Below are 26,725 nucleotides of genomic sequence, written 5' to 3' on the forward strand. Positions count from 1 at the left end.
CTGTCACTGTGGGGACATCGCCTGAGGCGTATTCGTCCGAACTGCTCAGGGAGCCGCACAGTGGGGGCCATTTCGACGCAACGAGAGTCCGAGTCCCGTGCTCCCGAGCCCACGGTACGCCCGCACAGGGTGGCGCGTACCTCGTTGCCGGGTAACCCCTTCGCGCCGGGCACGGCTCGCAGGTTCGTCCGCTCGGTACTCGCCCAGTGGGCCGAACTCGCGTCGCACGAAGAGGAGTTGATCACCGACCGGCTCGTCGGTGACGCGCTCGTGGTCGTCAGCGAACTCGTGACGAACGCCGTGGTGCACGCCGGCACGGACGTGGAGCTGCTGTGCCGGTTCGACCACTGCGCGGACGACTGCCCGGCGGCGGCCCCCGGCAGTACGGACGGCACGCGGCCGGGCCCGGAGGGCACCGGCTCTGCTTCCCCGCAAGGACCGGGTCCCGCGCGGGGGCCCGGTCCCGCGGAGGGCTCCGGTCCCGGGCAGGGGGCGTCCGGTCCAGGGAAGAGGTCGTCCGGTCCCGTGCCGGGGTCGTCCGGTCCCGTGCCGGGATCCGGCGTCGTGGAGGGGCCCTGCGCCGCGGCCCGGCCCGGTGCCGTGCGGGCCTTCGTCATAGAGGTCTCCGACCACCACCCCGAGCGCGCCGTGCGCGACGACGGCGCCGACCGGCCGCACGACCCCGTCGAGTACGGCCGCGGCCTGCGGCTCGTCTCCGCGCTCTCCGACGCCTGGGGCATCACCTACCGCACGGGCACCAAGACCGTATGGGCGCGGCTGCCCGTCGAGGGCGCCCCGGCCGTCGTCGGGGGGACGGAGTCCACGGCGGCCACGGAGCCCACCGAGATCACCGGGGCCACGGGGAGCACGGGGACCGCGGGAAGCACGGCGGCCGGGGAGGCGTACGAGGGCGAGCACGCCCTGCTGCGGGGGCAGCGGGCCGCCGAGATCCTCGCCCCCGCCCCCCGGCACACCGTGCGGGACCAGGACTGGCTCAACCGCGGGGCCCTCTCCTTCCTCGCCGAGGCGTCCGACCTGCTCGCCGGGCAGCTCGACGAGGACCTCGTCGCGGCGCTCACCGGACAGCTGCTCGTGCCGCGTCTGGCCGACTGGTGCGCGGTGTGGCTGGAGGACGAGGCACCGGGCCGCCACGACGGGGGTGTCGTCGGCGGGCCCCGGCTCGCCCGGGTCTGGCACGGCAGCGAGAACCGGATGGAGGAGCTGCGCCGGTTCCTGGAGAAGGACCCGCCCGAGGTGCCCGAGTCGGCGCGGTCGAGGCCCGTCCCCGTGCCCTGGCCCGGCGAGGCGCTGGGCCCGCGGGCGCAGGACGGGTCGGCCCTCGCGTACCGGCTGGTCGCGGGCGGCAGGCCGCTGGGCACCCTGGTCATCGGGCGCGCCGGGCAGACCCACTTCCCCGACGAGATCACCGGTCTCGTCGAGGACCTCAGCCGCCGGGTCGCGCTCGCCATCGGGGCGGCCCGCCAGTACGCGCGCCAGGCCACCATCAGCCGGGTCCTGCAGCGCGGACTGCTGCCCGGCGCGGTCGCCGAGATCCCCGGGGTGCGCAGCGCGCTCGTCTACGAGCCGTGCGACAAGGGCGGACCCAGCGGGGACTTCTACGACCTCTTCCCGGCCGGGGACGGGCGCTGGTGCTTCGCCCTCGGCGACGTCCAGGGCAAGGGACCGGAGGCGGCCGTGATCATCGGCCTCGCCCGGCCCTGGCTGCGGCTGCTGGCCCGCGAGGGCTACGCGGTGCCCGAGGTCCTCGACCGGCTCAACAAGCTGCTCCTCGACGACGCCACCGAGACCGCGGACGCGGCGGCCCGCGCCCTGGTGGCCGACGGCGGCGCGGGACTCGCCGACCAGGGGCCGCAGAGCCGCTTCCTCTCCCTCCTCTACGGGGAGCTCGTGCCGGTCGAGGGCGGGGTGCGCTGCACCATGGCCTCCGCCGGGCACCCGCTGCCGCTGCTCCTGGACGCGGACGGGAAGGTCGGCGAGGTGGCGACGCCCCAGTCCCTCCTCGGCGTCTTCGAGGACGCCGAGTACGGCTGCGGGACCTTCGAGCTGCGGCCCGGCGACAGCATCCTGTGCGTCACCGACGGCGCGACGGAGCGGCGCAACGGCCACCGGCAGTTCGACGACGAGGACGGACTCGCGGCCGCGCTCGCCGGATGCGCCGGGCTGAGTGCCGAGCTGATCGCCGAGCGGATCAGACGGCTGGTGCACGAGTTCGGCCGCAAACCGCCGGACGACGACCTGGCGCTGCTGGTGCTCCAGGCGGAATAGGCGGAGCAGGAGCAGCAGAAGAAGAAGCAGCAGGAGCAGCAGGAGCAGGGGGGAGCGGGCACAGCCGGGTGTACGGGACAATGGAGGACATGCCTTCCGCACTTCCCGACGGCGAGCCCGTCCCCGACGACGGGGCGCTGCCCGCGCACGCCCTCACCGGCGCGGCCGACCGTCCGCTCGGGTTCTACCTGCACGTCCCGTACTGCGCGACACGCTGCGGCTACTGCGACTTCAACACGTACACGGCGACGGAGCTGCGCGGCACGGGGGGTGTACTGGCCTCCCGCGACAACTACGCGGCGACCCTGACCGACGAGGTCCGCCTCGCCCGCAAGGTCCTCGGCGACGACCCGCGGCCCGTCCGCACGGTCTTCGTCGGCGGCGGTACGCCCACCCTGCTCCCCGCCGCCGACCTCGTACGGATGCTGGAGGCGATCCGGGCGGAGTTCGGGCTCGCGGACGACGCGGAGATCACGACGGAGGCGAACCCGGAGTCGGTGGACCCGGCGTACCTGGCCACGCTCCGGGCCGGCGGCTTCAACCGGATCTCCTTCGGCATGCAGAGCGCGCGCGAGCACGTGCTCCGGGTGCTGGACCGCACGCACACCCCCGGCCGGCCCGAGGCGTGCGTCGCGGAGGCCCGCGCGGCCGGCTTCGACCATGTGAACCTCGACCTCATCTACGGCACGCCGGGGGAGAGCGACGACGACTGGCGGGCCTCGCTCGACGCGGCGATCGGCGCCGGGCCCGACCACGTGTCGGCGTACGCGCTGATCGTGGAGGAGGGGACGCAGCTCGCACGGCGCATCCGGCGCGGCGAGGTGCCGATGACCGACGACGACGTCCACGCGGACCGGTACCTGATGGCCGAGGACCGGCTGTCGCAGGCGGGCTTCTCCTGGTACGAGGTGTCCAACTGGGCCACCTCGGAGGCGGGCCGCTGCCTCCACAACGAGCTGTACTGGCGCGGGGCCGACTGGTGGGGCGCCGGGCCCGGCGCCCACAGCCACGTCGGCGGGGTGCGGTGGTGGAACGTCAAGCACCCGGGGGCGTACGCGGGGGCGCTGGCGGCGGGGCGGTCGCCCGGGGCCGGGCGGGAGCTGCTGTCGGACGAGGACCGGCGGGTGGAGCGGATCCTGCTGGAGCTGCGGCTGGTGGAGGGCTGCCCGCTGTCGCTGCTGCGGCCGGAGGGGCTGGCCGCCTCGCGCCGGGCGCTGGCGGACGGGCTGCTCGCGGCCGAGCCCTACGCGGCCGGGAGCGCGGTGCTGACCCTGCGGGGGCGGTTGCTGGCGGACGCGGTGGTCCGCGACCTGGTGGACTGAGCCCTTCCCCCGCCCCGGGGGCGGGGAAAGGGTCCCCGGGGCGGGGAAAGGGCAGGCGTCACTGCGGGGCCGTGACGAAATCGATCAGTTCCTCCACGCGGCCCAGGAGAGCCGGCTCCAGGTCCCGGTACGAGTGGACCGAGCCGAGGATCCGCTCCCACGCCGCCCCGGTGTTTTCCGGCCACCCCAGCGCCCGGCACACCCCCGTCTTCCAGTCCTGCCCCCGCGGCACCCGCGGCCAGCCCGGGATGCCCACGGACGCAGGCTTCACCGCTTCCCAGACGTCGATGTACGGGTGGCCCACGACCAGCGCGTACTCGCTCGTCACCGCCTCCGCGATCCGCGACTCCTTCGTGCCGGGGACCAGGTGGTCCACCAGCACCCCCAGCCGCGCGTCCGGTCCGGGCCCGAACTCCTCGACGACGGCGGGCAGGTCGTCGACGCCCTCCAGGTACTCGACGACGACGCCCTCGATGCGCAGGTCGTCGCCCCAGACCCGCTCGACCAGCTCGGCGTCGTGGCGGCCCTCCACGTAGATGCGTCCCGCGCGGGCCACCCGGGCCCGCGCCCCGGGCACGGCGACCGAGCCGGACGCCGTACGCGTGGGGCGCGCCGGCGCGGCGGACGGACGTACGAGCGTGACCACGCGCCCCTCCAGCAGGAACCCGCGCGGCTCCAGCGGGAACACCCGGTGCCTGCCGAAGCGGTCCTCCAGCGTGACCGTCCCCGCCTCGCAGCGGATCACCGCCCCGCAGAACCCGGTCCCGGGTTCCTCGACCACGAGTCCCGGCTCCGCCGCGACCTCGGGCACGGGCTTGGGCTTCTTCCACGGAGGAGTCAGATCCGCTGAGTACTGGCGCATTCGGATGACGATAGGAGAAGTTCCGGCCAAGTGTGCCGAGACCCCCCACGACACGCCGGGACGCCGGACGCGGCGGGCACCGGCAGACACAGCGGCAGGTACCGGCAGGCACCGCGGCAGGCACAGGACGGGCTCAGGACACCCCGAAGCGCCGCGCCAGCGCGTCCCGTTGCGCCCTCACGAACGCCGCGTCCACCACCGCCCCGTGCCCCGGCACGTACCGCGCGTCCTCGCCGCCGAGGGCCAGCAGCCGGTCCAGCGCCGCGGGCCACCGGGCGGGTACGGCGTCGGGGCCGGCCTGGGGCTCGCCGGACTCCTCGACGAGGTCGCCGCAGAAGACGACGTCCGGCGCTCCGGCCGTGGTCACCAGGACCGCCAGGTCGTGGCCCGAGTGGCCGGGACCCACGTTCGCCAGCCGGACCCGGGTGCCCCCGCCCAGGTCGAGCGTCCGCCCGCCGGCGACGAGGTGCCGCGGCCGGACCAGCAGGTCCACCGCCTCGGCCGCCTCGTCCGGATCGGCGCCGTTGCGCACGGCGTCCGCGCGCAGCTCCTCCCGCCCCCGGTCGAGGACCCGTTCGACGCCCACCGCGCCGAACACCTCGACCCCCGCGAACGCCGCCGCCCCGAAGACGTGGTCGAAGTGCGGATGGGTGAGCGCGAGATGGGTCACCCGCCCGACTCCGCCCCGCTGCCCGCTCCCGGCCCCCCGCCCGCCCCCGAGCACCCGTCGCGCCCGTGCGCGCAGCCACGCGCCCTCCCGTACGCTCGAACCCGCGTCGACCATGAGCGCCGCGTCCTCGCCCACCACGAGGCCCGCCGTGCAGTCCCAGACCGGCAGCCGGCAGCGCCCCGCGCGCGGGGACAGCTCCTCCCAGCCGGGCCCGTCGCGCCCGGCCCCTTCCCAAGTCACCTTCATGCACCGACGCTAGCGGCAGGTCCGCCCGCATGTTCCCGGCGGAGCGGGACAGCCTTGTACACGTCGCCGTGGCCGGTGTGTCCGTCGTCACGGCGATACGGACCGCCCTTGCCCGGCCCGTACCGACCGGCCGTACACTTGGCCGGGGATGCTGGCACTCGTGCGCGCTGAGTGCCAGGCGACAGGCACCGAGGACGACCGATCGACCGCGTGGAAGACCAGACGGAGGTGTGCGCGATGCTCAGTGAACGCAGGCTCGAAGTGCTGCGCGCCATCGTCCAGGACTACGTGGGCACGGAGGAGCCGGTCGGCTCGAAGGCGCTGACCGAGCGCCACCGGCTGGGTGTCTCCCCGGCCACGGTCCGCAACGACATGGCGGTCCTGGAGGACGAGGGGTACATCGCCCAGCCGCACACCAGTGCCGGGCGCATCCCCACGGACAAGGGCTACCGCCTCTTCGTCGACAAGCTCGCGGGCGTCAAGCCGATGACCGCGCCGGAGCGGCGGGCGATCCACCACTTCCTGGACGGCGCCGTCGACCTCGACGACGTCGTGGGGCGGACCGTGCGGCTGCTCGCGCAGCTCACCCGGCAGGTGGCCGTCGTCCAGTACCCCTCGCTCACCCGCTCGACCGTGCGGCACGTGGAGCTGCTGTCGCTGGCCCCGGCCCGCGTCATGCTCGTGCTGATCACGGACACCGGCCGCGTCGAACAGCGCATGGTGGACTGCCCGGCACCCTTCGGGGAGGCCTCGCTGGCCGATCTGCGCGCGCGGCTCAACAGCCGGATCACGGGACGCCGTTTCGCGGACGTCCCGCAACTGGTGCAGGATCTCCCCGACGCCTTCGAGGCGGAGGACCGGGGGACGGTCACGACGGTGCTCTCCACCCTCCTGGAGACACTCGTCGAGGAGACCGAGGAGCGGCTGATGATCGGCGGTACCGCCAACCTGACGCGCTTCGGACATGATTTCCCCCTCACCATCCGTCCGGTGCTCGAAGCGCTGGAGGAGCAGGTCGTGCTCCTCAAGCTGCTGGGTGAGGTAAACGATTCGGGCATGGCCGTACGGATCGGTCACGAGAACGCCCATGAGGGACTCAACTCCACGTCCGTGGTCTCGGTCGGCTACGGTTCGGGCGGCGAAGCAGTCGCCAAACTCGGCGTCGTAGGACCGACGCGCATGGATTACCCCGGAACGATGGGAGCGGTACGAGCGGTGGCACGGTACGTAGGACAGATCCTGGCGGAGTCGTAGGTGGCCACGGACTACTACGCCGTACTCGGCGTGCGCCGCGACGCGTCCCAGGACGAGATCAAGAAGGCATTCCGGCGGCTCGCCCGCGAGCTGCACCCGGACGTCAACCCCGATCCGAAGACGCAGGAGCGCTTCAAGGAGATCAACGCCGCGTACGAGGTGTTGTCGGACCCGCAGAAGAAGCAGGTCTACGACCTCGGCGGCGACCCGCTGTCCCAGGCGGGCGGCGGGGGCGCGGGCGGCTTCGGCGCGGGCGGCTTCGGGAACTTCTCGGACATCATGGACGCGTTCTTCGGTACGGCGTCGCAGCGGGGCCCGCGGTCCCGTACGCGGCGCGGCCAGGACGCGATGATCCGGCTGGAGGTCGAGCTCGACGAGGCGGCCTTCGGCACGACGAAGGACATCCAGGTCGACACGGCCGTCGTCTGCACCACCTGCAGCGGTGAGGGCGCCGCGCCGGGCACCTCCGCGCAGACCTGCGACATGTGCCGCGGCCGCGGCGAGGTGTCCCAGGTCACGCGGTCCTTCCTGGGCCAGGTCATGACCTCCCGCCCGTGCCCGCAGTGCCAGGGCTTCGGCACGGTCGTCCCGACACCGTGCCCCGAGTGCGCGGGCGACGGACGGGTGCGCTCGCGCCGGACCCTGACGGTGAAGATCCCGGCCGGTGTCGACAACGGCACCCGGATCCAGCTCGCGGGCGAGGGCGAGGTCGGCCCCGGCGGCGGCCCCGCCGGCGACCTGTACGTCGAGATCCACGAACTGCCGCACAACATGTTCCAGCGGCGCGGCGACGACCTGCACTGCACGGTCACCATCCCGATGACCGCGGCGGCGCTGGGCACGAAGGTCCCGCTGGAGACGCTCGACGGGCTCGAAGAGGTCGACATCCGTCCCGGTACGCAGTCCGGGCAGTCGATCCCGCTGCACACGCGCGGCGTCACCCACCTGCGGGGCGGCGGACGCGGCGACCTCATCGTCCACGTCGAGGTGATGACGCCGACGAAGCTCGACCCCGAGCAGGAGCGGGTGCTGCGGGAGCTGGCCCAGCTGCGCGGCGAGGAGCGGCCCACCGGGCAGTTCCAGCCCGGCCAGCAGGGGCTCTTCTCCCGGCTCAAGGACGCGTTCAACGGCCGTACCTGAGCGGTGTCCGCCGGGCCCGGCGCAGGTCGTCCGGGCACGGGCCGCAGGACGTCTCCTGCGGCCCGGGCCCGGCGGAAGGCCGGATTCGGACTTGCACGGAGGACGTGACAACATGCCGTCATGTCCTCCGCGCTGACCGATCTCTTCCCCCTCCCGATCGTGCAGGCCCCGATGGCGGGCGGCGTCTCCGTGCCGCGGCTCGCCGCCGCCGTGTCCGAGGCCGGGGGGCTCGGCTTCCTCGCCGCCGGGTACAAGACGGCCGACGGCATGTACCAGGACATCAAGGAGCTGCGCTCGATCACGGGCCGGCCGTTCGGCGTGAACCTGTTCATGCCGCAGCCCGAGACCGCGGACCGGGCCGCCGTCGAGGTCTACGCCCACCAGCTCGCCGGTGAGTCCAGCTGGTACGAGACCGAGCTGGGCGACCCGGACAGCGGACGCGACGACGGCTACGAGGTCAAGCTCGCCGTCCTCCTCGACAACCCGGTGCCGGTCGTCTCCTTCCACTTCGGCTGCCCCACGCGCGACGTCCTGGACTCCCTCAGCCAGGTGGGCACCCTGACCCTGGTCACCGCGACCACCCCCGAGGAGGCGCAGGCCGTGCAGTGGGCGGGCGCCGACGCGGTGATCGTGCAGGGGGTCGAGGCCGGCGGCCACCAGGGCACCCACCGCGACCACCCGGAGACCGACGGCTCCGGCATCGGGCTGCTGTCGCTCGTCGCGCAGGTCCGCGAGACCGTGCGGATACCGATCGTCGCGGCCGGCGGCATCATGCGCGGCAGCCAGATCGCCGCCGCGCTCGCCGCCGGCGCGAGCGCCGCCCAGCTGGGCACGGCCTTCCTCGCCACCCCGGAGTCCGGCGCCAGCGCCCTGCACAAGGAGGCGCTGACCGATCCCCTCTTCGTCCGTACGCAGCTGACGCGGGCGTTCTCCGGCCGGCCCGCGCGGGGACTGATGAACCGCTTCATGCGCGAGCACGGGCCGTACGCGCCCGCCGCCTACCCCGAGGTCCACCACCTCACCTCCGGACTGCGCAAGGCCGCCGCCAAGGCGGGGGACGCGCAGGGGATGGCGCTCTGGGCGGGGCAGGGACACCGGCTCGCCCGGGAACTGCCCGCGGGGCAGCTGGTGGAGGTGCTGGCGGCCGAACTCGACGCCGCCCGGACAGCGTTGTCGTCCGGGCCGGACGGGGGCACGGCCCGGTGACCGCCCCCGTCTTCGTGGTGGACGCGGTGCCCGGCGGGCCCGAGTTCGTGCTCGACGGACCCGAGGGGCGGCACGCGGTGTCCGTGAAGCGGCTGCGGCCCGGCGAGGTCGTGGTCCTCACCGACGGGCTCGGCCGCTGGGCCGACGGCGTCGTCAAGGCGGCCGAGGGCAAGGACCGGCTCGTCGTGACGGACCTCCACGGGGTGCGCGAGGAGCCCGAGCCGGCGCCGCGCATCACCGTCGTGCAGGCCCTGCCCAAGGGCGACCGCGGGGAACTCGCCGTCGAGACCATGTCGGAGACCGGCGTCGACGGGATCGTCCCCTGGGCGGCGTCCCGCTGCGTCACGCAGTGGAGGGGCGAGCGCGGGCTGAAGGCGCTCGCGAAGTGGCGGGCCACCGCGCGTGAGGCCGGCAAGCAGTCGCGCCGGGTGCGGTTCGCACGGGTCGCGGACGCGATGACGACCAGGCAGGTTGCCGCGTTTCTCGCCACGGCCGACTTCGCGGCGGTCCTGCACGAGGACCGGGAGTATCCCGGCGAGCCGCTCGCGACGGTGGAACTGCCGGCGGCGGGGGAGATCGTGCTGGTCGTGGGGCCGGAGGGGGGCGTCTCCCCGGAGGAGCTGGAGATGTTCACCGGGGCCGGGGCGCGGGTGTGCCGGCTGGGGCGCAGTGTGCTGCGCACGTCGACGGCGGGGACTGCGGCGGGGGCGCTGCTGCTGGGCCGCACGGGGCGCTGGTCCTGAGACCGGGGCCGCTTCCGGGGCCCCGGCCCCCGCTGCCGGTACGCCTGTGTGCTTCGGCCGCGGGTCCGGCGGGGGCCGGTCGCGCAGTTCCCCGCGCCCCCTGGCGTGGGCTGCGCCCCGATGTCCGGGGGCGCGGGAGCGTGGCCGCATGCGGTCTACCGCCCGGCGGCGCGCAGTGGCACCCTGCCGTGCATGGGGGCAATGAGGCGTATTCGGCATCGCGGGCCGGTCCTGGCCGTCACCGCCGTCGCGGCCGTGTTCGCGCTGGTCGCGTGCGAGCCGGGGGACGGCATCAACACCGCGGCCGTGGCGATCACCACCGACCAGACGGGCACCCGCGAGCTGGAGAGACGGGGCGTGGACGTGCAGTGGCTCACCTGCACGGCCTCGTACGGCGACAACGGCGACAACGGCGACGACGGGAAGAGCACGGGGGCCTCGCCCAGCGTGCGCAGCGTGGCGGACGTCGACTGCGTGGGCGAGACCGGGGACGGGCAGGACATCAGCATCAAGGGCGAGGTGACGCAGGAGATCAACGGCACCTGCGTACGGGGCGACCTCACCGCCACGGTGGACGGCAAGGAGCGGTTCCGCCTGAACGTTCTCGGCAACTGCCGGGCCGGTACGCCCACGCCGCCCGTCGGCCACCGGACGACCCCGCCGCCCGCGGACCCCGGCGCGACCGTCACCGTCACCAGGACCGTGACCCGGTACCCGCACCCCGGGTGCTCCTGCTACGAGGGAAAGTGACCGGCACGACAGGACGACGGACAGCACGACGGACAGCACGGCGGACCGGACGAACTGATCGAAATCTCTGGTCGCGGACGGAACGGCTGCATAGGGTGATCGGGTGACACAGCCCGCGTATCTCCGGTACCCGCACCTGCACGGCGAGTTGCTCGCCTTCACCGCCGAGGACGACGTCTGGGTCGCGCCGCTCGACGGCGGCCGCGCCTGGCGGGTCAGCGCCGACAACGTGCCGGTGAACCATCCGCGGATCTCCCCGGACGGAACGGCCGTCGCCTGGACGTCGACCCGCGACGGCGCCCCCGAGGTGCAGGTCGCCCCGGTCGACGGGGGCGCCGCGAAGCGCCTGACGTACTGGGGCAACTGGAAGACCCAGGTGCGCGGCTGGACCCCCGACGGGCGGGTGCTCGCGCTCAGCGCGCAGGGCCGGGCGAGCCTGCGCCGCACCTGGGCCCACGCCGTCCCGCTCGACGGCGGACCCGCCACCACCCTCCCGTACGGGCCCGTCGGCGATGTGGCCCGGGGCGGCCCCGGGACCGTGCTGCTGTCCGCGCCCATGGGCCGCGAGGCCGCCTGGTGGAAGCGCTACCGGGGCGGCACCGCGGGCAAGCTGTGGATCGACCGCGACCGCGACCGCGACGGGGAGACCGGGGACACCGGGGAAGCCGGGGAGTTCGTACGGCTGCACGCCGACCTGGACGGGAACCTGGAGTACCCCTCGTGGGTGGGGGACCGGGTCGTCTTCCTGTCCGACCACGAGGGCGTGGGGGCCGTGTACTCCTCCCTCGCCGACGGGTCCGGCCTGCGGCGGCACACGGGGATCGAGGGCTTCTACGCCCGGCACGCCTCCACCGACGGGACCCGCGTCGTGTACGCGTCCGCCGGTGAGCTGTGGATCCTCGACGACCTCGACGGGGCCGAGCCGCGCCGGCTCGACGTCCGGCTCGGCGGGCAGCGCGTCGACCTGCAGCCGCATCCGGTGAACGCGTCGCGCTGGTTCGGCGCCGCCGCCCCCGACCACACCGGGCGCGGCAGCGCGGTCTCCGTGCGCGGAGCCGTCCACTGGGTCACCCACCGCTCCGGTCCCGCCCGCGCGCTCGCCGCCGAACAGGGCGTACGGGCCAGGCTGCCCCGCACCTTCCGCGCCGACGGCGAGGAGCACGTGGTGTGGGTGACGGACGCCGAGGGCGACGACGCGCTGGAGTTCGCCCCGGCGACGGGCGCGGCACCGGGAGCGACCCCGCGCCGGCTCGCCGCCGGACAGCTGGGACGCGTCCTCGGGCTCGCCGTGACGCCCGACGGCAGCCGGGCCGCGGTCGCCTCGCACGACGGGCGCGTCCTGCTCGTCGAGCGGGAGACCGGCGAGGTCCGGGAGGTGGACCGCAGCGAGGACGGCGAGGTCTCCGGGCTCGTCTTCTCCCCCGACTCGGCCTGGCTGGCCTGGTCGCACCCCGGCCCGCGCCCGCTGCGCCAGCTCAAGCTCGCCAACACCGCGGACCTGTCGGTGACCGAGGCGACACCGCTGCGGTTCCGCGACTACGCGCCCGCGTTCACGCTCGACGGGAAGCACCTCGCGTTCCTGTCCGCCCGGTCCTTCGACCCCGTCTACGACGAGCACGTCTTCGACCTGGCCTTCGTCGGCGGCTCGCGGCCGCACCTCATCACCCTGGCCGCGACCACCCCCTCGCCCTTCGGGCCGCAGCGGCACGGCCGGCCGTTCGAGGCGCCGGACGGCCCGAGGGCCGAGACGCCCGACAGCGAGGGCTCCCCGGCCACCCGCATCGACCTCGACGGGCTGGGTGACCGCATCGTCCCGTTCCCCGTCGAGGCCGCCCGCTACACGGGGCTGAAGGCCGCCAAGGACGGCCTGCTGTGGCTGCGGCACCCGGTGCGGGGCGTCCTCGGCTCGTCCCGGGCCACCCCCGGCGACCCGGACCCCAAGACCGACCTGGAGCGCTACGACCTCGTCCAGCAGCGCATCGACCACCTCGCCGCGGACGCCGACGCCTTCACGGTCACCGGCGACGGCAAGCGGATCCTGCTGTGGACCGACGGCAAGCTCAAGGTCGTACCGAGCGACCGCCGCGCCTCGAACGACGACGAGAGCGACACCAACATCACCGTCGACCTGTCGCGCATCCGCCAGAGCGTCGACCCGGCCGCCGAGTGGCGGCAGATGTACGACGAGACCGGCCGCCTCATGCGCGACAACTTCTGGCGCCCCGACCTGGGCGGCGTCGACTGGGACGGCGTACTGGACCGCTACCGGCCCCTCCTCGACCGGATCGCCACCCACGACGACCTGGTCGACCTCCTCTGGGAGGTGCAGGGCGAACTCGGCACCTCGCACGCGTACGTCACACCGCGCGGCGGGTTCGGCCACGGGGACCGGCAGGGACTGCTCGGCGCCGACATCTCCCGGCACGAGGACGGCCCCCGGGGGGCGGCCCGGTGGCGGATCGACCGCATCCTGCCGTCCGAGACCTCCGACCCCGACGCGCGGTCGCCGCTGGCCGCGCCCGGTGTCGCGGTGCGCGCCGGGGACGCCGTCGTGGCCGTCTCCGGACGGCCCGTCGACCCGGTGACGGGCCCCGGGCCGCTGCTCGTCGGCACCGCGGGCAAGCCCGTCGAGCTGACCGTCTCCCCGGCGGGCGGCGGTGATCCGCGGCACGCGGTGGTCGTGCCGATCTCCGACGAGGAGCCGCTGCGCTACCACGCCTGGGTCGCCGACCGTCGTGCCTACGTGCACGAGAAGTCCGGCGGGCGGCTCGGCTACCTGCACGTGCCCGACATGCAGGCGCCCGGGTGGGCGCAGATCCACCGGGACCTGCGGATCGAGGTGGCGCGGGAGGGCCTCGTCGTGGACGTCCGCGAGAACCGCGGCGGGCACACCTCGCAACTGGTCGTCGAGAAGCTCGCCCGGCGGATCGTCGGCTGGGACCTGGCCCGCGGGATGCGGCCCACGAGCTATCCGGAGGACGCGCCGCGGGGAACCGTGGTCGCGGTCGCCAACGAGTTCTCGGGGTCCGACGGCGACATCGTGAACGCGGCGATCAAGGCGCTCGGGATCGGGCCGGTCGTCGGGACCCGTACGTGGGGCGGCGTCGTCGGGATCGACAGCCGCTACCGGCTGGTCGACGGGACGCTGGTCACGCAGCCCAAGTACGCGTTCTGGCTGGAGGGGTACGAGTGGGGCGTGGAGAACCACGGCGTCGATCCGGACGTCGAGGTCGTCCAGGCGCCCCAGGACCACGCCGCCGGGCGGGACGTCCAGCTCGACGCGGCGATCCGTATCGCGCTGGAGCGGCTGGAGGAGAGTCCGGCGCGGGCTGCGCCGCCTTTGCCGGGGGCGGACGGGTAGTTCGTCGGGTGCGGGTGCGTTGAGGGCTGTTCGCGCAGTTCCGCGCGCCCCTGAAAGACAAAAGACGGGGGCGCCGCCCGTACCGGCGCTGTCGAAGAGGTGCTCGGTACCATTCCCGGGCATCGATCATTCAGCCTGAGGAGGCCGAGCTATGGCAGGGGAACCGCAGGACGAGTGCCTGTTCTGCAAGATCGTCGGGGGGAAGATCCCGGCGACCGTCGTCCGGGAGACGGAGACGACCCTCGCCTTCCGGGACATCAACCCGCAGGCGCCCACCCATGTCCTGGTGATCCCCAAGGTGCACCACCCGGACGCCGCCTCCCTCGCCGCCGCCGAGCCCGCGATCCTCGCCGACGTCGTGCGCGAGGCCGGGGAGGTCGCCGCCGTGGAGAAGCTCGACAGCCACCGCCTCGTCTTCAACACCGGCAGCGGGGCCGGCCAGACGGTCTTCCACGTGCACGCCCACGTGCTGGGCGGCCGCGGTCTGCAGTGGCCCCCGGGATAGCCGCACGTGTCCGTACGTGAACTGGTGGTCCTCGGCACCGCCAGCCAGGTCCCCACCCGGCACCGCAACCACAACGGCTACCTGCTGCGCTGGGACGGCGAGGGCATCCTCTTCGACCCCGGCGAGGGCACGCAGCGGCAGATGCTGCGTGCCGGGGTCGCCGCGCACGACCTGCACCGGATCTGTGTCACGCACTTCCACGGCGACCACTCGCTGGGTCTCGCCGGGGTGATCCAGCGGATCAACCTCGACCGGGTGCCGCACCCGGTCAGCGCGCACTACCCGCGCTCGGGGCAGAGGTTCTTCGACCGGCTGCGGTACGCGACCGCCTACCGGGAGACGGTCGCGCTCACCGAGGCCCCGGTGGACGCCGACGGCGTCCTCGCGTCCACGGCGTCGTACGTGCTGGAGGCGCGCAGGCTCTCCCACCCCGTCGAGTCGTACGGCTACCGGCTCGTCGAGCCCGACGGGCGGCGGATGCTGCCCGAGCGGCTGGCCGCGCACGGGATCAGGGGCGCGGACGTGGGGCGCGTCCAGCGGGAGGGGGCGCTCGGGGACGTCGTGCTCGACGACGTCAGCGAGGTGCGGCGCGGCCAGCGGTTCGCGTTCGTCATGGACACCCGGCTGTGCGACGGGGTGTACGCGCTCGCCGAGGGCTGCGACCTGCTCGTCATCGAGTCGACGTTCCTGGACGAGGACGTACGGCTCGCCGCCGACCACGGGCACCTCACCGCGGGGCAGGCGGCGGCGGTGGCGCGGGACGCGGGCGTACGGCACCTGGTGCTCACGCACTTCAGCCAGCGGTACTCCGGACCTGAGGGACCCGAGGAGTTCGAGCGGCAGGCGCGGGCCGCCGGGTTCGGGGGCGAGCTGACCGTGGCGCACGACCTGCTGAGGGTGCCGGTTCCGAAGCGACGGTGAAACCGCCGTACCATTCTTCGATGCCCCTCCCCAAAGCTGAACTGCACCTGCACATCGAAGGCACACTGGAGCCGGAGCTTGCCTTCGAGCTGGCCGCCCGCAACGGTGTCACGCTGCCGTACGCCGACACGGAGGAGCTCCGCACGGCGTACGAGTTCTCGGATCTGCAGTCGTTCCTGGACCTGTACTACGGGCTCATGGCCGTGCTGCGGACCGAGGAGGACTTCGCCGCCCTCGCCGACGCGTACCTCGCCCGCGCCGCCGCGCAGGGCGTGCGGCACGCGGAGATCTTCTTCGATCCGCAGGCGCACCTCGCGCGGGGCGTCCGCATGGGCACCGTGGTGGAGGGGCTCGGGCGGGCGCTGGACCGCGCCGAGACCGTGCACGGCGTTTCCACGCAGCTGATCATGTGCTTCCTGCGGGACGAGTCCGCCGGGTCCGCGATGGAGGCCCTGGAGGCCGCGCGGCCGTACCTGGCGCCGTTCGGCCCGATCACCGGTGTCGGGCTCGACTCCGCCGAGGTGGGGCACCCGCCGGCGAAGTTCCGCGAGGTGTACGAGGCCGCCGCCGCGCTCGGCCTGCGACGGGTCGCGCACGCCGGCGAGGAGGGCCCGCCCGCGTACATCACCGAGGCGCTCGACGTGCTCGGGGCCGAGCGGATCGACCACGGGCTGCGCTGCCTGGAGGACCCGGAGGTGGTGGCGCGGCTGGTGCGGGACCGGGTGCCGCTGACCCTGTGCCCCCTGTCCAACGTGCGGCTGCGCGCCGTCGGCACCCTGGCGGAGCACCCGCTGCCCGCGATGCTCGACGCGGGCCTGCTGTGCACGGTCAACTCCGACGACCCCGCCTACTTCGGCGGGTACGCCGAGGACACCTTCGACGCCGTGCGCGCCGCGCTGGGGCTCTCCCCGGAGCAACTGCGCGAGCTGGCCCGGAACTCGTTCACCGCGGCGTTCCTCGACCACGACGAGGAGCGGCGGTCCCGGTACCTCGCCGAGGTGGAGGCGTACGAGTTCCCGTAGCCGGGGAACTGCGCGACCGGCCACGACGCACCCGCACGTCCCACGGACACGACACCACGCGAACTCCGGCGGAGCGCCTGGTGCACACTGGCCTGAATCCGCACCACTCAGGGGAGCCCACCGTGACCGCGTCCAACGGGAAGGGACCGTACCGACAGGCCCAGTTCGACCCGCTCGCCGGGCTGCGCCGCCCCGACGACCCGCCCTGGGACGTCTATCTCACCGGCACCGTCTTCCTCGACATCATCTTCACCGGACTCGACTCCGCGCCGGTCCGCGGCACCGAGTCCTGGGCCCGCGGCATGGGGTCGAGCCCCGGCGGCGTCGCGAACATGGCGACCGCGCTGGCCCGGCTGGGCCTGCGGACGTCCCTGGCGGCGGCGTTCGGGGACGACCACTACGGGGAGTACTGCTGGGACGCCCTGGAGCAGGGCGAGCACATCGACCTCTCCACGTCCCGCACCGCGCCCGGCTGGCACTCCCCGGTGACCGTCTCGATGGCGTACGAGGGCGAGCGCACCATGGTGAGCCACGGCCACGAGCCGCCCCCGGAGGAGCCCGCCCCCGACTGCCCGCCCCGCGCGCGGGCCGCCGTCGCCTCGCTGACCCCGGGCACGCGTGCGCCCTGGATCGCCGAGGCCGCGCGCCGGGGCACCCGGATCTTCGCCGACGTCGGCTGGGACGACACGGGCCGCTGGGACCTCGCCGGCCTCTCCGACCTGCGGTACTGCGAGGCGTTCCTGCCGAACGCCGAGGAGGCCGTGCGGTACACGGGCGCCCCGTGCCCCCGCGCCGCCGCGCACGCGCTCACCGAGCACGTGCCGCTCGCCGTCGTCACGCTCGGTGCCGAGGGCGCGTACGCGGTGGACCGCCGGACCGGCGAGACCGCGGAGGTTCCGGCCATCGAGGTCGAGGCGATGGACCCGACCGGCGCCGGGGACGTCTTCGTCGCCGGATTCGTGACGGGCACGCTGGCCGGCTGGCCGCTCGCCGACCGGCTGGCCTTCGCGGGCCTCACCGCGGCCCTGTCCGTCCAGGAGTTCGGCGGGTCGCTGTCCGCCCCCGGCTGGTCGGAGATCGCCGCGTGGTGGCGCCGGGTGCAGTCCTACGACGACCAGGACCCCGCGGCGCTCGGCCGGTACGCCTTCCTGGAACCCCTGCTGCCGGAGACCACGCGGACCTGGCCGCTGAGACGGGCCGTACCGACGATCGGGTTCCGCAGCCCCGTGTAGTTTCCCGAGCCCCGTGCAGTTTCCCGCGGGTCCGCATGGAACGCGGACGGCAGGTCATACGCGAGGTGACCCCCGGGGCTGCGGGGGCGACGGAAAAGTCCTACGGCGTTGTCGGCGGGCCGACGTATTCTTGGAGGCACAAGGCTGCCGTACCGGCAAGCGTGCCTCACCGAGGAGGATGAGCAGGCCTTCAGAGCCGGCCCATGACGCAGACACCCACAGCTCACAACCCCGCGCAGGGGCAGTCACGAGCGCAGTTCACCGTCCCCGCCAAGCACCCCATGGTGACCGTGCTGGGATCGGGGGACGCCCTTCTGCGCGTGATCGAGAAGGCTTTCCCGGCGGCCGACATCCATGTCCGGGGCAATGAGATCAGCGCCGTCGGCGACGCCCGTGACGTGGCACTCGTCCAGCGCCTGTTCGACGAGATGATGCTGGTGCTCCGCACCGGACAGCCGATGACGGAGGACGCGGTGGAACGCTCGATCGCCATGCTGCGGGCGAGTGAGAACGGGGAGGGCGACGGCGCGGAGACCCCCGCCGAGGTCCTCACACAGAACATCCTGTCCTCGCGCGGCCGCACGATCCGACCCAAGACGCTCAACCAGAAGCGGTACGTCGACGCCATCGACAAGCACACCATCGTCTTCGGCATCGGCCCCGCGGGCACGGGCAAGACCTACCTCGCCATGGCCAAGGCCGTGCAGGCCCTGCAGTCCAAGCAGGTCAACCGCATCATCCTGACCCGTCCCGCGGTGGAGGCCGGCGAGCGCCTGGGCTTCCTGCCCGGCACGCTCTACGAGAAGATCGACCCGTACCTGCGCCCGCTGTACGACGCGCTGCACGACATGCTCGACCCGGACTCGATCCCGCGGCTGATGGCGGCGGGAACGATCGAGGTGGCGCCGCTGGCCTACATGCGCGGACGCACGCTCAACGACGCCTTCATCATCCTGGACGAGGCGCAGAACACGAGCGCCGAGCAGATGAAGATGTTCCTCACCCGCCTCGGCTTCGACTCGAAGATCGTGATCACCGGTGACGTGACGCAGGTCGACCTGCCGAGCGGCACGAAGTCCGGTCTGCGGCAGGTCCAGGACATCCTGGAGGGCCTCGACGACGTGCACTTCTCCCGTCTCAACTCCCAGGACGTCGTACGGCACAAGCTGGTCGGCCGTATCGTCGACGCGTACGAGAAGTACGACAGCCAGAACGGCACGGAGAACGGCACCCACAAGGGCGCCCGTACCAAACGGAAGTAGACCAGCGCGACCATGTCGATCGACGTCAACAACGAGTCCGGAACCGAGGTCGACGAGCAGGCGATCCTCGACATCGCCCGCTACGCCCTCGCGAGGATGCGCATCCACCCGCTCTCCGAACTGTCGGTGATCGTCGTGGACACCGACGCCATGGAGCAGCTGCACATCCAGTGGATGGACCTGCCGGGCCCCACCGATGTCATGTCGTTCCCGATGGACGAGCTGCGGCCGCCCACCAAGGACGACGACGAGCCGCCCCAGGGGCTGCTCGGCGACATCGTGCTCTGCCCGGAGGTCGCCGAGCAGCAGGGCAAGGACGCCGAGACGCAGCACTCCATGGACGAGGAGCTCCAGCTCCTCACCGTCCACGGGGTGCTGCACTTGCTCGGCTACGACCACGAGGAAGCCGACGAGAAGGCCGAGATGTTCGGCCTCCAGGCGGCCATCGTGGACGGCTGGCGTGCGGAGAAGGGCCTCACCGGTCCCTCCCCCGCTCCGACCGTCTCATGAGCCTCCAACTGGTCCTGGGCGCCGTCGCCCTCGTCGTGGTCGCCTGGCTGGCCGCCTGCGCGGAGGCCGGTCTCGCGCGCGTCTCCAGCTTCCGCGCCGAGGAGGCGGTCCGCTCCGGCCGCCGCGGCAGCGCGAAGCTCGCCCAGGTGGCCGCCGACCCGACCCGCTACCTGAACGTGGCGCTGCTGGTGCGTGTCGCCTGCGAGATGGCGTCCGCCGCCCTGGTGACGTACGCCTGCCTGAAGGAGTTCGCCGCGACCTGGGAGGCGCTGGCCGTCGCCATCGGGGTGATGGTCCTCGTCTCGTACGTCGCGGTCGGTGTCTCGCCGCGCACCATCGGCCGCCAGCACCCGCTGAGCACGGCCACGGCCGCCGCGTACGTGCTGCTGCCGCTGGCCAGGATCATGGGGCCGGTCCCGGCCCTGCTCATCCTCATCGGCAACGCCCTCACGCCCGGCAAGGGCTTCCGGCGCGGCCCCTTCGCCTCCGAGGCCGAGCTGCGGGCGATGGTCGACCTCGCCGAGAAGGAGTCGCTCATCGAGGACGACGAGCGCCGCATGGTGCACTCCGTCTTCGAACTGGGCGACACCCTGGTCCGCGAGGTCATGGTCCCGCGCACGGACCTGGTGGTCATCGAGCGGTTCAAGACCATCCGGCAGGCGCTGACCCTGGCCCTGCGGTCCGGTTTCTCGCGCGTCCCGGTCACCGGGGAGAGCGAGGACGACATCGTCGGGATCGTGTACCTGAAGGACCTGGCCAGGAAGACGCACATCAGCCGGGACGCGGAGAGCGAGCTGGTGTCGACGGCGATGCGGCCCGCCGCGTTCGTCCCGGACACGAAGAACGCGGGCGACCTGCTGCGCGAGATGCAGCAGGACCGCAACCACGTCGCCGTCGTCATCGACGAGTACGGCGGCACGGCCGGCATCGTCACCATCGAGGACATCCTGGAGGAGATCGTCGGCGAGATCACCGACGAGTACGACCGCGAGCTGCCGCCCGTGGAGGACCTCGGCGAGGACCGCTACCGGGTGACCGCGCGGCTGGACATCGGTGACCTCGGCGAGCTGTACGGGTTCGAGGCGTACGACGACGAGGACGTCGAGACGGTCGGTGGGCTGCTCGCGAAGGCGCTGGGCCGCGTGCCCATCGCCGGGGCCTCCTCGGTGGTCGAGCTGCCCGACGGGCGCGAGCTGCGGCTGACGGCCGAGACGTCGGCCGGCCGCCGGAACAAGATCGTCACGGTGCTGGTCGAGCCGGTGGAGCCCGTCGCGCCGGACGGCTCCGAGGAGGAGAAGCCGGAGTGACCCCGCGGGAGCTGCGCGCGCTCTGCCTGTCCTTCGGGGACAGCGTGGAGGAGTTCCCCTTCGACCCGCGGACCTCGGTCTTCAAGGTGCTGGGGAAGGTGTTCGCGCTCAGTGCCCTGGAGGCCGACCCCCTCACGGTCAACCTGAAGTGCGACCCCGAGGACGCGGTGCGGCTGCGCGCCCGGCACGAGGGCCTGATCGTGCCCGGCTGGCACATGAACAAGCGGCACTGGAACACGGTGACGGTCGCCACCGCGGACGGCGCGCCGGGCGGGGCCGGCGGCGCACTCCCGGACCGGCTGGTCCGGGAGCTCGTCGAGGACTCGTACGACCTGGTGGTGGCCGGACTGCCGAGGGCCGCGCGGCTGCGCCTCGACCGCCCCTGAGCCCGGCGGGGCCGGGGTTTCAGGAAGGGGTCGGATACACGCCGGCCAGCAGGGCCCGCAGCGGCTCCCACAGCGCCGGCGGGGCCGCCAGGACGTCGCCGCTGCGGGGCCAGGTGTCCGCCACGGGGCCGCTCAGGTCCCCGACCGTGCCGCCGGCCCGCTGGACCAGCAGCACCCCCGCCGCGCAGTCCCACGGCTGGAGCCCGGGTGCCCACAGGGCGTCCACCCGGCCGGTGGCGACCTGGGCGAGGGCCGCCGCGGCGCTGCCCCCACGGCGCAGGTCGCGTACGCGGGGGAGCAGGGCGTCGACCATGGAACCGGCCCGGGGCCGCTGCACGGGACGGCCGAGGTTGAGCTCCACCAGGGCGCGCACGAGGTCGTCCTGGCGCAGGGCGGGCACCGGCGTTCCGTCCGCCGTGGTGCGGGCGTCCGCGCGGGCCTCGGTGAGCAGGTCCGGCGCGGGCTCGATGACCACCCCGGCGAGCAGCCGTCCGCCGTCCGCGTCCGCCGCCGCCACACTGACCGCCCAGTCGGGACGCCCGTAGAGGTAGTTGGTGGTCCCGTCGATCGGATCGACGATCCACCGCACCCCGCCGCCGCTGCCCGCACTGGTCCCGTGCTCCTCGCCCAGCACCGGGTCGTACGGCCGGTGCTGCGCGAGAACGGCGCGGATGGCGTGCTCGGTGTCCCGGTCCGCCTGGCTGACCAGGTCGTCGGGGGCCGCCTTCTCCTCGACGCGCAACCGGTGGGCGCGCTCGCGCCAGGACAGGGCGGTGCGGGCACCGGCCCGGGCGGCGTCGCGGGCGAGGTCCAGCAGGTCGGCGGGGGTCACCGGGGGTCACCGGGGTCCTTCCTCACCGCGTCCCAGGTGGCCCGTCCCAGCACCGTACGGGCGAGGAGGACGAGCCCGGAGACCACCAGGGAGCGCAGGAGCCGGGGCCCCGCGCCGATCGTGTGCAGGCAACGGCTGCTGAAGACGAGGTACGAGGCCATCAGCGACAGCCACGGCAGCACGGCCGCCAGGGGGCGCGGTTGCGCGAACAGGACCGACACCAGCAGGTGCGCGGTGGCGCCGGCGGCCACGGCCGTGGGACGCCGGTGTGCGAAGAGGACCACCGCCCAGGTGGTGAGCGCGCCCAGCACCACCGCGAGGAGGGCGTGTGCCACGGAGGCCCGTGCGGTGGCGAGCAGGGACCCGGTCAGCGCCGCCGAGGTGCCGCCGGCCAGGAGCGCCACGTTCCACGGGGCGGTCGGCGGGGTCCGCAGCCGCAGCGGCGTCCAGTCGCCCGGCGGGCCCCCGATGATGCCGCGGGGCAGCCAGCGCACCAGCGCCAGGAGGTGCTCGCGGGCCTGGTCGGCCCGTGCGGTCCAGGTCAGCCGGCCGTGGTCGGAGGTGGCGAACGCCAGGCTCTCCAGAGCCCACCGGCTGGTGACGAACGCGACCCCGAAGGCCCACAGGGTCCCGGCGGCGGCGACCGCCAGGACGGGCCGCCGGGACACGTCGACGGCGAGTGCCAGCCCCGTCATGCCGCGTACGGCGTAGCCGGCGCCCACGACGATCCACAGGGCGGCCACGTCCGGCCGGACGGACGACGACAGGGCGGCCGCGTCCGGCCGGGCGGACGGTGCGGTGGCCGCGACCCGGCCCGTGCACCTCGCGCGCAGCGCCTCGTAGACGGCGGCCACGCCGAAGACCGCCACGCCGGCCGCGGTGAGGACGCCGCCGAGGTGCAGGGCGGGCAGGGCCAGGGCGAGCACCGCGGTGAGCACCAGGCGGCCCACCGCGACGGCGCCACTGGCGGTGACGTGCGCCCGTGCCCGGGCCAGTGGCCCCGGCAGCCTGCCGCGGTCGCGCCGGGAGGGGTGGCGCTGGTCGGCGGCGAAGCCGCGTATGTCGTTCCACTGGTAGCGGGCCGGGTAGAGGAGCAGCTCCAGGGCCGCCCAGACGATCAGGGCCCTGATCACCGTCCGTCCCGTCGGTTCGGCCCCGCAGACCACGGCGAGGAGGAAGACGAAGGGCATGAGCAGCCCCTTGACGGCGTCCTTGGGCCGCGGCATCACCAGGTACCCGGCCAGGGAACGGGACCGGGACGCGTGCGGCGGCGCGGCGGAGCCGCTCCGGTCCGCGTGCTCGGGCGGGAGGGCCCGCCGCCCGCCGCGCGGGGAGGGCGCGTCGGCCGGCATCGGCGGCATCGGAGGCACCGGAGGCACTGGCGGCATCGGCGGCACCGTGCCGTCCCGGGCCGGCACCCCGGCCGTCACGCGGTCACCCGCACCGTCTCGGCGGCCAGGTCGGAGGCGAACTCCGCCCAGCTCCGCCGCACCCAGGCGGCCCCGGCCGCCCTCAGGTCCGCGCTCCGCCCGGCGCGCTCGTCCGCGGGGACGAACTGCACGAGGCCGGCGGTGGTGATGCCCGCGGTCACCGCGGACGCCGTGCCGGCGGCGGAATCCTCCAGGGCGAGCGCCTCGTGCGGCGCGACGCCGAGCCGCGCGAGGGCGAACCGGTACACGGCCGGGTCCGGCTTGCTCGTCGGCACCGGCAGGCTGTCCTCCGCGCTGAACCGGCACCCGGGCGGCAGCAGCCGGTCCAGGCCGCTCGCGGTGAAGCACGCGGCGAGCCGGGTCAGGGCACTGGAGCTGACCACGGCCAGGCGGTGGTGGCGGCGCAGCGCCGCCACGGCCGCCACGACCTCGGGCCGGGGCCCCAGCGCCCGGGCCAGAGCGGCCGTCACCTCGTTCCTCTCCCGCTCCACCCAGACCTCCAGCAGGTCGGGGTCCAGCCGGACGCCCTGGCGCCGGGCCAGTTCCCGGGCCGTGCCGCGGAAGGTGCCGCCCGTGGTGGCACGCCGCAGGGGCCCGGGGGAGAAGTCCCCCCGCAGGCCGAAGCGGCGGGCGAAGTCCCGGGTGACCACCGCGGAGGCGGCGAAGGCGGGTTCCTCGGACGGGAACAGGGTGCCGTCCGCGTCAAGCAACAGCGTTGTGACGTGGGTGAGGTCGGGGATGCTCATGAGTCTCCTGCGGTCGACGGGGCACAGGTCGCACGGTGGATCGGGGCAGCGGGGCCAGCGCGGCGCGCAGGCTCTCGCGGCTGCCGAAGGTGTCGGCGAGGAAGTGGCCGATGCGGGCCACGCTCGCGGTGTCGGCGGCCAGCCCGCCGAACACTTCGGTGACGGCCAGCAGGGGGCCCGGGTCGGCGCCGCCCCGCAGGGCGCACTCCCGCAGCTCCTGCGCGCGGGCGTCCTGCAGGTCGATCGGCGCGCCGTCGAGGTCCACGGCGCGCAGGTAGCGCATCCAGGCGGCGACGGCGAGGGCCAGCCGTCTGCGGGGCCGGTCCCGGGCGCCCGCGGCGTGCAGGGAGGGCAGCAGGTAGTCGGGCACCTTCGTGGAGCCCCGGCGGCACAGCCGCGCCAGCGGGTCGCCGATATGGGGGTTGCGCAGCCGCTCCAGCACGGTGTCGCAGTAGGTCGTCAGGTCCATGCCGGGGACGTCCGCCGGCAGCAGGGGCGCGATCTCCTCGCGCATCAGCCGCTCGACGAACTCGGCGACGGCCGGGTCCGCCATGGCCTGGTCCGTGGTGCGGTGACCGGCCAGGTGCCCGAGGTAGCCCAGCGCGCAGTGGACACCGTTGAGGAGCCGGCTCTTGATGAGTTTGTAGGGGGCGACGTCGGTCACGAAGAGCGCGCCCACCCGGTCCAGCGGGGGCCGGTCGTTGCAGAAGTCGTCCTCGATCACCCACTGGGTGAACGGTTCGGTGATCACCGGCCAGCGGTCGCCCACCCGGAAGTCCTCCTCGACCTCGTCCCGGTCCTCGGGGGTGGTCGCGGGGGTGATGCGGTCGACCATGCTGCCGGGGAAGGACACCCGCTCCTCGATCCACCCGGCCAGCGCGGGGTCGCGCCGGACGGCCAGGGCCATGACCGCCTCGCGGGTGGCGGCGGCGCTGTCGGGCAGGTTGTCGCACGACAGGACGGTGAACGGGGCGTACCGGGCGCGCCGGCGCACGTCCAGGGCGTCGACCAGGACGCCGAACACACAGGTGCGCGCCTGTTCGGCGTTGTCGGGCAGGGCGTAGCCGTCGGCGGTGATCGTCAGCGTCACCAGTCGTACGCGCGGATCGGCCAGGCGCGCCTTCACGGCCTCGCGGTCCTCGGCCAGCAGGAGGTACTCGACCATGCTGCCGATGACCTTGGCCACGCTGTCGTCGCTGCCGCGCTCGACGACGGTGAAGAGATTGTCCTGCGCTTCCAGGACTTCTCGCATCTCGGGCCGCCGCATTCCGACACCGATCATTCCCCACCGGGTGAATCCCAGTTCTGCGAGCTGGTCGAAGTAGACCGCCTGGTGGGCGCGGCAGAATCCACCGACTCCGAAATGCACGACGGCCGGTTCGAGCCGGTCCCGATTGTAACCGGGTTTTTTCAAATGGCTGCTGCACGGATTGTCGAGGCTGCTGTTGTTCAACGCTGGGACCGCCGGAAGCGACTTCGACATGGCCATCCTCTGACTGCTCGGTGTTCCGTCATCTCGGGGAAAAAAGAATCAGGAAGTACCGCCGGGGGTGGCGGGGCTTTGTCGAGTTGCCATGGGAATTAGTTCTGAAACATTCCGAAACGGTCCATCTGCGTGAATACGCAACGACCGGCCGGAGCAATGCCGGCCGGTCGGGAATGGTAAGGCGATTACGGTGGATCCGCAGTCGGAGGAATTCCGTGGAGGTGGAGGCGGGTCACCGGGTGAGCGCGTACACGCTCGTTCCCGCCATACAGGCGGCCGTGAGCAGCGAGGCGCACGCGGCATGCCGCTTCAGGAGGGTCCTGCGCAGTGCGGCGTAACGTGCCTCGTACTCCCCCCGCAGCCGGTGGGCCCGGTCGGCGGTCCGCTGCAGTGCCTGCTTGGTCAGCCCGAGCCGCTGTTCGACGTAGTGCCGTGTCACGTCCTCGGCCTGGGCCGTGGTGAGCCAGGGCAGCCGGGAGCACAGCGTCGTGGCCTCCTGCCGCGCCTGGTCCCGTTCGGCCTGGAGGAGCAGGTAACCCTCGACCTCGTTCGCCAGTTCGGCGGCGCCCGGCCGGGCCGGCGGCTCCGGGGAACGGGCGGGGATCACCGCGGTTCGCCCTTGTGGCTCTCGGCGTCCACCGCGTCGCGCCTGCCGTCGTTCTCCTGGTACTCCTCCAGCGCCAGTTGCGGGTGGTGGAGGTCGAAGGCGGGGGATTCGGAGCGGATCCTGGGCAGGGTGGTGAAGTTGTGGCGGGGCGGGGGGCAGGAGGTGGCCCATTCCAGGGAGCGGCCGTAGCCCCAGGGGTCGTCGACCTCGATCTTCTTGCCGTACTTGGCGGTCTTCCACACGTTGTAGAGGAAGGGCAGGGTGGACAGGCCCAGCAGGAAGGCGCCGATGGAGGAGACGGTGTTCAGGGCGGTGAAGCCGTCGGCGGCCAGGTAGTCGGAGTAGCGGCGGGGCATGCCTTCCGCGCCCAGCCAGTGCTGGACGAGGAAGGTGGCGTGGAAGCCCACGAACAGCGTCCAGAAGTGCATCTTCTCCAGCCGCTCGTCGAGCATCGTGCCCGTCATCTTCGGCCACCAGAAACTGAAGCCGCCGAACATCGCGAAGACCACCGTGCCGAAGACCACGTAGTGGAAGTGGGCCACGACGAAATAGGTGTCGGTCACGTGGAAGTCCAGCGGGGGCGAGGCGAGCAGGACGCCGGTGAGGCCGCCGAAGAGGAAGGTGACCAGGAAGCCGGCC

At 73.6% G+C, this 26,725-nt stretch carries 24 protein-coding genes; 16 read left to right on the plus strand and 8 right to left on the minus strand.

What is annotated here, in order from left to right; all coding sequences use genetic code 11:
* Positions 1 to 144 precede the first annotated feature (144 nt).
* Together KM933_RS15800 and hemW are read left to right on the plus strand one after the other, a co-directional pair.
* The gene (locus tag KM933_RS15800; RefSeq protein WP_260333599.1) at positions 145 to 2,286 is read left to right on the plus strand and encodes a SpoIIE family protein phosphatase; all 2,142 of its coding nucleotides are present in this window, start codon (positions 145 to 147) and stop codon (positions 2,284 to 2,286) included.
* Between the two features lie 89 nt (positions 2,287 to 2,375).
* A complete protein-coding gene (gene hemW / locus KM933_RS15805) occupies positions 2,376 to 3,608 on the plus strand; it encodes a radical SAM family heme chaperone HemW (RefSeq protein WP_221352573.1) in 1,233 nt (410 codons plus the stop codon).
* Between the two features lie 58 nt (positions 3,609 to 3,666).
* Here the strand turns inward: hemW and KM933_RS15810 are convergent, their stop codons facing one another.
* Positions 3,667 to 4,470: a DUF3097 domain-containing protein gene (locus tag KM933_RS15810; RefSeq protein ID WP_221352575.1), complete on the minus strand. Its 804-nt coding sequence runs from the start codon at positions 4,468 to 4,470 to the stop codon at positions 3,667 to 3,669.
* 133 nt (positions 4,471 to 4,603) lie between these two features.
* Positions 4,604 to 5,386 (minus strand): MBL fold metallo-hydrolase, encoded by a 783-nt coding sequence (locus KM933_RS15815; RefSeq protein ID WP_221352578.1) that lies wholly within the window; start codon positions 5,384 to 5,386, stop codon positions 4,604 to 4,606.
* Between the two features lie 237 nt (positions 5,387 to 5,623).
* Here KM933_RS15815 and hrcA point away from each other — a divergent pair, with 237 nt between their 5' ends.
* The 14 genes from hrcA (at position 5,624) to KM933_RS15885 (ending at position 20,985) form a co-directional block, all read left to right on the plus strand.
* Complete coding sequence (gene hrcA, locus KM933_RS15820) at positions 5,624 to 6,640, plus strand: heat-inducible transcriptional repressor HrcA (protein WP_221352632.1); 1,017 nt, start codon at positions 5,624 to 5,626, stop codon at positions 6,638 to 6,640.
* Positions 6,641 to 7,780: a molecular chaperone DnaJ gene (dnaJ, locus tag KM933_RS15825; RefSeq protein WP_221352580.1), complete on the plus strand. Its 1,140-nt coding sequence runs from the start codon at positions 6,641 to 6,643 to the stop codon at positions 7,778 to 7,780. It begins immediately after the preceding gene.
* Between the two features lie 120 nt (positions 7,781 to 7,900).
* On the plus strand, positions 7,901 to 8,986 hold the full coding sequence (locus KM933_RS15830) for a nitronate monooxygenase (RefSeq protein WP_221352581.1): 1,086 nt from the start codon (positions 7,901 to 7,903) through the stop codon (positions 8,984 to 8,986).
* On the plus strand, positions 8,983 to 9,729 hold the full coding sequence (locus KM933_RS15835) for a 16S rRNA (uracil(1498)-N(3))-methyltransferase (protein WP_221352583.1): 747 nt from the start codon (positions 8,983 to 8,985) through the stop codon (positions 9,727 to 9,729). The genes KM933_RS15830 and KM933_RS15835 overlap by 4 nt, the downstream gene beginning before the upstream one ends.
* Before the next feature lie 201 nt (positions 9,730 to 9,930).
* A complete protein-coding gene (locus KM933_RS15840; protein WP_260333600.1) occupies positions 9,931 to 10,479 on the plus strand; it encodes a hypothetical protein in 549 nt (182 codons plus the stop codon).
* A 103-nt stretch (positions 10,480 to 10,582) separates the two neighbouring features.
* A complete protein-coding gene (locus KM933_RS15845; protein ID WP_221352588.1) occupies positions 10,583 to 13,840 on the plus strand; it encodes a S41 family peptidase in 3,258 nt (1,085 codons plus the stop codon).
* A 151-nt stretch (positions 13,841 to 13,991) separates the two neighbouring features.
* A complete protein-coding gene (locus tag KM933_RS15850; protein ID WP_221352590.1) occupies positions 13,992 to 14,345 on the plus strand; it encodes a histidine triad nucleotide-binding protein in 354 nt (117 codons plus the stop codon).
* A 6-nt stretch (positions 14,346 to 14,351) separates the two neighbouring features.
* Positions 14,352 to 15,266, plus strand: coding sequence for a ribonuclease Z (locus tag KM933_RS15855; RefSeq protein WP_221352592.1), 915 nt, complete (start codon positions 14,352 to 14,354; stop codon positions 15,264 to 15,266).
* 20 nt (positions 15,267 to 15,286) lie between these two features.
* Positions 15,287 to 16,288, plus strand: a complete 1,002-nt coding sequence (locus tag KM933_RS15860) for an adenosine deaminase (RefSeq protein ID WP_221352594.1) — start codon at positions 15,287 to 15,289, stop codon at positions 16,286 to 16,288.
* Positions 16,289 to 16,410: 122 nt separating this feature from the next.
* On the plus strand, positions 16,411 to 17,520 hold the full coding sequence (locus KM933_RS15865; protein ID WP_221352596.1) for a carbohydrate kinase family protein: 1,110 nt from the start codon (positions 16,411 to 16,413) through the stop codon (positions 17,518 to 17,520).
* Between the two features lie 203 nt (positions 17,521 to 17,723).
* Positions 17,724 to 18,782 (plus strand): PhoH family protein, encoded by a 1,059-nt coding sequence (locus KM933_RS15870; protein WP_221352598.1) that lies wholly within the window; start codon positions 17,724 to 17,726, stop codon positions 18,780 to 18,782.
* A gap of 12 nt (positions 18,783 to 18,794) precedes the next feature.
* Positions 18,795 to 19,292 carry an rRNA maturation RNase YbeY gene (ybeY, locus tag KM933_RS15875; RefSeq protein WP_221352600.1) on the plus strand — a complete coding sequence of 166 codons (498 nt, stop codon included), beginning with the start codon at positions 18,795 to 18,797 and terminating at the stop codon, positions 19,290 to 19,292.
* On the plus strand, positions 19,289 to 20,599 hold the full coding sequence (locus KM933_RS15880; RefSeq protein WP_221352602.1) for a hemolysin family protein: 1,311 nt from the start codon (positions 19,289 to 19,291) through the stop codon (positions 20,597 to 20,599). The genes ybeY and KM933_RS15880 overlap by 4 nt, the downstream gene beginning before the upstream one ends.
* A complete protein-coding gene (locus KM933_RS15885) occupies positions 20,596 to 20,985 on the plus strand; it encodes an MmcQ/YjbR family DNA-binding protein (protein WP_221352604.1) in 390 nt (129 codons plus the stop codon). The genes KM933_RS15880 and KM933_RS15885 overlap by 4 nt, the downstream gene beginning before the upstream one ends.
* A gap of 19 nt (positions 20,986 to 21,004) precedes the next feature.
* On the opposite strand, the gene KM933_RS15890 is transcribed toward KM933_RS15885, so the two are convergent.
* The 6 genes from KM933_RS15890 to KM933_RS15915 form a co-directional block, all read right to left on the minus strand.
* Positions 21,005 to 21,817 (minus strand): inositol monophosphatase family protein, encoded by an 813-nt coding sequence (locus KM933_RS15890; protein WP_221352606.1) that lies wholly within the window; start codon positions 21,815 to 21,817, stop codon positions 21,005 to 21,007.
* Complete coding sequence (locus tag KM933_RS15895) at positions 21,814 to 23,178, minus strand: hypothetical protein (protein WP_221352608.1); 1,365 nt, start codon at positions 23,176 to 23,178, stop codon at positions 21,814 to 21,816. The genes KM933_RS15890 and KM933_RS15895 overlap by 4 nt, the downstream gene beginning before the upstream one ends.
* 65 nt (positions 23,179 to 23,243) lie before the next feature.
* The gene (locus tag KM933_RS15900; RefSeq protein WP_221352610.1) at positions 23,244 to 23,993 is read right to left on the minus strand and encodes an HAD family hydrolase; all 750 of its coding nucleotides are present in this window, start codon (positions 23,991 to 23,993) and stop codon (positions 23,244 to 23,246) included.
* A complete protein-coding gene (locus KM933_RS15905) occupies positions 23,950 to 25,446 on the minus strand; it encodes a mannitol dehydrogenase family protein (protein ID WP_221352612.1) in 1,497 nt (498 codons plus the stop codon). Before KM933_RS15905 ends, KM933_RS15900 begins: the two co-directional genes overlap by 44 nt.
* A 265-nt stretch (positions 25,447 to 25,711) precedes the next feature.
* Positions 25,712 to 26,086: a hypothetical protein gene (locus tag KM933_RS15910; protein WP_308013417.1), complete on the minus strand. Its 375-nt coding sequence runs from the start codon at positions 26,084 to 26,086 to the stop codon at positions 25,712 to 25,714.
* Positions 26,083 to 26,725 (minus strand): cytochrome c oxidase subunit I (locus KM933_RS15915; protein ID WP_221352614.1); only part of this gene is annotated, 643 nt, incomplete at its 5' end. The genes KM933_RS15910 and KM933_RS15915, both read right to left, overlap by 4 nt.

The organism is Streptomyces beigongshangae (assembly GCF_019710745.1).
Taxonomy (GTDB): Bacteria; Actinomycetota; Actinomycetes; order Streptomycetales; family Streptomycetaceae; genus Streptomyces; species Streptomyces beigongshangae.

Coding starts and splice junctions, on each gene's coding strand:
- hemW (WP_221352573.1), top strand. CDS start 2,376: ATGCCTTCCGCACTTCCCGACGGCGAGCCCGTCCCCGACGACGGGGCG.
- KM933_RS15810 (WP_221352575.1), bottom strand. CDS start 4,470: ATGCGCCAGTACTCAGCGGATCTGACTCCTCCGTGGAAGAAGCCCAAG.
- KM933_RS15815 (WP_221352578.1), bottom strand. CDS start 5,386: ATGAAGGTGACTTGGGAAGGGGCCGGGCGCGACGGGCCCGGCTGGGAG.
- hrcA (WP_221352632.1), top strand. CDS start 5,624: ATGCTCAGTGAACGCAGGCTCGAAGTGCTGCGCGCCATCGTCCAGGAC.
- KM933_RS15830 (WP_221352581.1), top strand. CDS start 7,901: ATGTCCTCCGCGCTGACCGATCTCTTCCCCCTCCCGATCGTGCAGGCC.
- KM933_RS15840 (WP_260333600.1), top strand. CDS start 9,931: ATGAGGCGTATTCGGCATCGCGGGCCGGTCCTGGCCGTCACCGCCGTC.
- KM933_RS15850 (WP_221352590.1), top strand. CDS start 13,992: ATGGCAGGGGAACCGCAGGACGAGTGCCTGTTCTGCAAGATCGTCGGG.
- KM933_RS15860 (WP_221352594.1), top strand. CDS start 15,287: ATGCCCCTCCCCAAAGCTGAACTGCACCTGCACATCGAAGGCACACTG.
- KM933_RS15870 (WP_221352598.1), top strand. CDS start 17,724: ATGACGCAGACACCCACAGCTCACAACCCCGCGCAGGGGCAGTCACGA.
- ybeY (WP_221352600.1), top strand. CDS start 18,795: ATGTCGATCGACGTCAACAACGAGTCCGGAACCGAGGTCGACGAGCAG.
- KM933_RS15880 (WP_221352602.1), top strand. CDS start 19,289: ATGAGCCTCCAACTGGTCCTGGGCGCCGTCGCCCTCGTCGTGGTCGCC.
- KM933_RS15895 (WP_221352608.1), bottom strand. CDS start 23,178: ATGCCGCCGATGCCGGCCGACGCGCCCTCCCCGCGCGGCGGGCGGCGG.
- KM933_RS15900 (WP_221352610.1), bottom strand. CDS start 23,993: ATGAGCATCCCCGACCTCACCCACGTCACAACGCTGTTGCTTGACGCG.